The sequence below is a fragment of the Mesorhizobium calcicola genome (genome assembly GCF_042682105.1).
Classification (GTDB): domain Bacteria; phylum Pseudomonadota; class Alphaproteobacteria; order Rhizobiales; family Rhizobiaceae; genus Mesorhizobium; species Mesorhizobium calcicola.
In genome coordinates, this window is record NZ_JBHUGY010000067.1 from 1 (window position 1) to 5,351 (window position 5,351).

Genomic DNA, 5,351 nt, shown 5'->3' on the forward strand with positions numbered 1-5,351 from the left:
CAGAAGCAAGCAGCCGAATGACAGTGGTGTTTCTGCTTTTGCAGGCGAGGGCCGCGCCGGAAGCTGGCATTGCCGACGCGGAAGGTGGGCCAGTGCTCCGGAGCGGCGTGGAAACAGGAGCGAGGAAGATGACGACGAGTGCAGTTGGCGGCTGATCAAGCGTTCGCGCAAGCGGTGATGCCGAACACACGAGGGCGTCTAAAATCGTTGATTTCATTGAGTTTTCGTGGGCAAAATGAGAAAGCTTCCCGTATCGTTCCGTACCATGCCCTCAAGTCCGGCCTTGTCGACCAGATCGAAGATGGCTTTGGCATCTCCGGGCAGAGCTTGGCTGAATTGGATCCGGCCGGCTTCGGGACTATCGCCTGAAGGATCTCCCCCGGTCCTCCCAGCCCATGTCACGGAGGTCGTGGCCGTTGAGATGGAGCAGATCGAACCGCGACGAAGTACAGGTCGTGCTGCCGGCTGGTGATGGCCTTCCGCAGCGCCTCGAAGTCGGACAGCCCCGCCTCATTGGTGACGATCACTCTCCGTCGATGATGGCGCTCTCGACCTCGAGATCCGCAGCGGCCCTGGCGAGGTCGCTGTCCAGTCGAGGCCTCGGCGGGTGAGAATGCGCACACCGCCGGCATCCTGACGATCTGGGAACGATACCACGTCGAATTGCTGCACACTCAGTGTAAGCAGCAAGCCCTCGCCTTCGGGAGGTTTCGTCCACCAGTCTAGGCCATCAGAGGCTCGGATGAACTCCAACCTGCTTCCACCTGCTCCTCACGCGCTGCAGTAGCTTATCTGCATGAAAACGCCCACGCAACTCTTGATTTGAGATTCAAATTGACCGTGCAGGATGCGCTTCCGTTCCGTTAGCGAGCTTACTGAAATACACTTGGCAGCGACTAAGCATCCACTTCGCACTACACTACTGCAGTCCTTTCGCAGCGTGCCACGTCCTCCCGTCCGCCTTGGGAGATGCCAAATGCGCATGTCGTTGCTCTTCATTCCACTACTGCTCGCACAGATCCCGATTGTGCATGCCGCTGCGATTCACGACGCCGCCACGAAGGGCGATGTCGCGGCGATTACGGCAGCGCTCGACGCAGGTGCCGGCGTTGATGAGAGCGACGGCAAAGCGACTCCACTATATCTTGCGGTCAAGGGTGGGCAATTTGCGGCGGCAAAATTGCTCATTGAACGCGGCGCCGACGTCAACGCCGCCCCGACGCGCCCTTTTGGGTCCTGCCCTCATGCTGGCTTTGGCAAAACGCAGGATCGATTTGATCAATCTGTTGCTGGACGGGGGCGCAAATCCAAATTCGCACCGCGCCCGCGAAAACGCCCTCCATATTGCCGTCAGATCCGTTGCCTCGATTGCGTGAAGGCCCTCGTCGAGGCCGGCGCTGACGTGAATGCGAAGACAAAGGACGGCAAGACACCGCTCCATCTGGCAAAATTCACGGGGCAACGCGATGTCGCTGGCTATCTCCTATCGCACGGCGTCGTCTTGCCCACCCGCTCCGATCTCGATGAAGTTGGCTACTGCCGATGTCGAGAAGGCCGAACCTACTTCACCCGCCTGTGCGCCGGGTGCCCCAGTGCCGAGCCACAGGGAGGGACCAAGACGGGGCCGAACTTGTGGAGTGTCGTCGCCGCGATAAGGCCTCTATGGCAAAAATGCGTTACTCCGACGCCTTGCTCCGGCTGGAAAGGCGTGTGGACGTACGAGGATCTGAACAGATATCTCTTCGGACCAATGCTCACCACGCCGGGCGTTTACATGGAGACGCCTGTGTTCCGGACGAGACGGAACGAATAGACGTAATTGCCTACTTGCGCACACTCAGTGACAAACCGATCCCGCTGCCCTGAACCCTCGCCCCTCCCCAAAAGCGGAGGGACCCGACTCGGTAAGACTGGGTAGACGGCGCGAAACGGCCCCGCCTTATGGCTTTCAATATGACGCTAACAGATGGCTCGATTGCCATTCCCGCGTCGATGACGTTCACGAAAGTGACTGGTTCCTTATAGGGACTTCGTACAGTTCCAGCGGCAATTCATCTGGGTCTCTGAAAAACGTAAACCGTTGATCCGTATATGGGCCGATTCGGATTGGCTCAACGGTAACGTTGGACTATGCGCGCCCAGGAGAAGCCCTGAACTGAAGTCAGGGACCGCGCCCAGAAACGGGCAGCTTTTGATCAGCCCCGGCCGGTGGCGAAAAATCGGATTTGGCCAGCACCCCAGCTATCCTGCAAAGCCGACAAATGCCTGTCGCGCCTGTTCGGTTGTCATCTGCCCGCGATTGCGGCGTTGCAGCTCCTCACTCACCGCCAGCTGTATACCGTCCCCGACGGGCCTTCGGCCATTGATTCCAGAAGAATACGAGCGCCTCCCGCACCGAGTTGATGTCGCGTCTCACGTCATTGGTCTTAACCTGCACGGGGGCAAGGAAAGCCAGACTGGTCATTTGTTACCTCCCTGGGGTTGCAAGTTGATTGATCCGCGTCCACCGCGCGAAGCTCCCGACGTTCAGCCCAGTCAGACCAAGGTCTTGAGTTGATCTGATGCAGGCCGCAGTAGACGAAGTGCTGAGGCCACTGCGACGTGCTCACGGAACGCTTGCTGGCGGTGGTCTGGCTGATCGGAACGTTCGCAATCTTTGCGGGCGAATTGTATCGCGCTCGCTTTCCGGCTTAAGAACAAAAAAAACACAGAAACCCCAAGGAAGACCAGCCGCTGATTCCGTCACACGACGACAAGCTGTTCCCATGTCGAACGCCCTACGAACAGTGTGACATGACGGAGCCACTTGTCATTGGCGATCTCTCTCAACACTAAACATACGGAGGGTGTGTTTGGTCCCACTCTGTCTAATGAAGGCGTGCGACTATCCTGGGACAGACTTGTCTTCGTGGGCAATACGGAAGTCAGTCGGCTGCGGGTCTTCCGTTGGGGTGTGTTCTTAAGGCCGGAAAGCGTGCGAGCGCGCTATCACTTCGCCCCGCGACAACAGCTTGAGCGAAACTTGATGTCCGTATCAGCCCAGACCACAGCGCCCAGCAGCGTTTCCGTGAGCACTGTCGCAGGTGGCCCTCTCAGCACGATTCGAGCAGTATTCATACTGCGGTCCTGCTCATATGAGTCAACTCAAGACCTCTTGAGGTCTGACACTGGGCTGAACTCGGGAGCTTCGTGTGCGCGGTGGTTGTGAGCGGAATCACCTTGCAACCCCAGGGAGGTAACAATGACCATCTGGCTTTCCTTGCCCCGTGCGGTTAAGACCAAGACCGTGAACCCCACTCAACTCGGTGTCGGGAGGCGTCGTATTCTTGAATCAATGGCCGAAGGACCGTCGGGGACCGGTGATACACTTGCGCGGTGAGGAGCTGCAACGCCGCAATCCGCCGGGCAGATGACAACCGAACAGGCGCGGACAGGCATTTGTCCGCCTTGGTCCTAGTATAGCTGGGGTGCTGGGCCAAATCCGATTTTTTCGCCACCGGCCGGGGCTGATCAAAAGCTGCCCGTTTCTGGCGCGGTCCCCTGACGTCAGTTCAGGGCTTCCTCCTGGGCGCGCATAGTCCAACGTTACGTTTGAGCCAATCCGTCGCCCATATACGGATCACGGTTTTACGTTTTTTCAAGAGACACCAGATTAATTGCCGCTGATTACTTACGAAGTCCCTAAATGAACCAGTCCACTTTCGTGAACGTCATCGACGCGGGAATGGCAACGAGCCATCTGTTAGCGAGTCATATTGAACAGCCCTAGGCGGGCCGTTTCGCGCCCGTCTACCCATTCCTTACCGAGTCGGGGTCCCTCCTTTGGGGAGGGGCTAGGGTTTCTGGGCAGCGGATCGTTTGTCACTGAGTTGCGCAAGTAGGCAATTACGTCTATTCGTTCCGTCTCGCCGGAACACCAGGCGTCTCCATGTAAACGCCCGCGTGGTGAGGCATTGTCCGAAGAATATCTTTTCAGATCCTCCGTACGTCCACACGCCTTCCCAGCCGAGCAAGGCGTCGGGAAACGCATTTTCTGCCATAGAGGCCTTATCGCGGCCGACGACACTCCACAAGTTCGGCCCCGTCTTGGTCCCCTCCCTGTGGCTCCGGCAATTGTGGCACTCCGGCGCACAGTCGGTTGAAGTAGGTTCGGCCTTTTCCGACATCGCCAGTAGCCAACTTCATCGAGATCGAGCAGGTGGTGGGCAAGACGACGCCGTGCTAGGAGATAGCCAGCGACATCGCGTTGCCCCGTGAATTTTGCCAGATGTAGCGGTGTCTTCCGTCCTTTTTCTTCGCATTCAACGTCCAGCGCCGGCCCACGAGGGCCCTCCACGCAATCGAGGCAACCGGATCCGACGCAATATGAGGGCGTTTTCGCGGACGCGGTGCTAATTTGGATTTGCTCCCACGTCCAGCAACAGATTGATCAAATCGATCCTGCGTTTTGCCAAAGCCAGCATGAGTGGGCAGGCAGGCCCAAAGCGGCCTCGGGGCGCGTTTGACTGGCGCCGCGTTCAATGGAAGCAAATTTGCCGCCGCACAAATGCCACCCTTGACCCAAGATATGTGGAATGATCGCTTTGCCGTCGCTCTCATCAACGCCGACATGCTTCGAGCGCTGCCGTAATCGCCGCGAACCTCGCCCCTTCGTGGCGCCGTCGTGAATCGCAGAGGCATGCACAATCTGATCTGTGGAGCGTAGTGGAATGAAAGAGCAACGACATGCGCATTTGGCATCTCCAAGGCGCGGGAGGACTTGGCACGCTGCTAAAGGACTGACTTTAGTGCGAATGCTTAGTCGCGGCGAAGTATTTCATTAACCGCTAACGGAAACGGAAGGCAATCCTGCGGTATTGAAGATCAAATTCGAGTTGCGGGGCGTTTTTCATGACGTAAGCTTGCCGGGGGAGCATTTGAAGTTCACGAGCCTCGATGCCTACCCTGTTGAGAAAAACTCCCGAAGGCGAGGGCTGGTATCATGAGGTGAATTCGACGGGTACGTTCCCAGATCGTCAAGATGATGCCGGCGGTGTGCGCATTCTCACCCTGCCGAGCCTCGACTGGACAGCGACCTCGCCCAAGGCCGCTTGCGGATCTCGAGTCGAGAGCGCATCATCGACGGAGAAGTGTCGTCACCAATGAGGCCGGGCTGTCCGACTTCCTAGGCGCTGCGGAAGCCATCACCAGCCGCAGCACGACCTGTACTTCGTCGCGGTTCGATCTGCCTCCATCTCAACGGCCACGACCTCGTGACATGGCTGGAGGACGCGGAGGGATATCCTTCAGGCGATTTTATGTAATCTCATATCATAGCGTGGAGGGTTCCCTCTTCCCGTGTCAGTGGACGC

General features: G+C 58.0%; 2 protein-coding genes. Both read left to right on the plus strand.

Features of this window, described 5'->3' with window-relative positions:
- Nucleotides 1–138: 138 nt before the first annotated feature.
- Complete coding sequence (locus ACFSQT_RS34620; protein WP_379026516.1) at nucleotides 139–369, plus strand: hypothetical protein; 231 nt, start codon at nucleotides 139–141, stop codon at nucleotides 367–369.
- Nucleotides 370–976: 607 nt separating this feature from the next.
- A complete protein-coding gene (locus tag ACFSQT_RS34625) occupies nucleotides 977–1,813 on the plus strand; it encodes an ankyrin repeat domain-containing protein (RefSeq protein WP_379026518.1) in 837 nt (278 codons plus the stop codon).
- Nucleotides 1,814–5,351 lie beyond the last annotated feature (3,538 nt).